General features: G+C 40.3%; 1 protein-coding gene. It reads left to right on the plus strand.

Annotated elements, in window-relative coordinates; all coding sequences use genetic code 11:
- Nucleotides 1-917: DUF4055 domain-containing protein (locus tag R5R67_RS19460; RefSeq protein ID WP_318755209.1), on the plus strand; the 917-nt coding region annotated here is incomplete at both ends.

Raw genomic sequence — 917 nt, forward strand, 5'->3', positions numbered from 1 at the left:
GCTTATGAGGCTTATCTTACCCGTGCAGTCTTTTATGAAGTAACAGGGACTACATCAAATAGTTTAGTTGGTGCAGCTTTTGCAACCGATCCAAGTTTTAAATTTCCTCCGGAACTTGCTCATTTAGAACGTAATGCAAATGGTGCTGGTTTAAGTACTTATCAATTGGCTCAAAATGGAATTCGCCATTTATTGAAGCATTATCGTTGTGCTTTATATGTAGATTATCCTGATGTGCCGCCAGCTCGTAATCTAGCGGAATTTAAAGCACAAAAAGCCTATCCGATGATTCATTTACTAAATGCCCTTGATGTAGTGAATTGGGATTCAGTAATGATCGATAACCAGAAAAAGCTTTGCTTAGTGGTTATACGTGAATTTAAGTCTGAGCGCGGTGCTGATGGATTTAGTAAAACCGAACAAGAGCAATATCGTGTACTTCGTTTAGAGCAAGAGGGTAATGGGGAATATATTTATTCCGTTCAGGTGTATACAAAGGGTGAAAAGGGTAACTGGGTTGGCGGAGAGAAGAAGTTTCCAACAGATTACAACGGGAATTTCTGGACCTATATACCTTTTACATTTGTAGGTGCAATTGATAATTCAGAAGAGATTAAAAAGCCTCCATTACTTCCTTTGGCTAATCTCAATTTAGCCCATTACAGAGACAGTGCGGACTTTCAAGAGTCCGTTTTTTATATGGGGCAACCTCAATATTATGCGAAGGGTGTTAATTGGGAGTGGTATGACCAAGCCAAGAAACGTGGCATCTACATTGGAGCGAAAGTACTTTTGCCTTTACCTGAAAATGGTGGTTTAGGAATTGTACAAGCCGACCCTAATACTCTTGCCCGGGAAGCGATGAAAGATAAGTGGGAAAAAATGAAGGAGATGGGGGCGCGTTTAATTGAGAAGGG

It is taken from the genome of Acinetobacter sp. OYA S30 (assembly GCF_033599315.1).
GTDB lineage: Bacteria > Pseudomonadota > Gammaproteobacteria > Pseudomonadales > Moraxellaceae > Acinetobacter > Acinetobacter baumannii.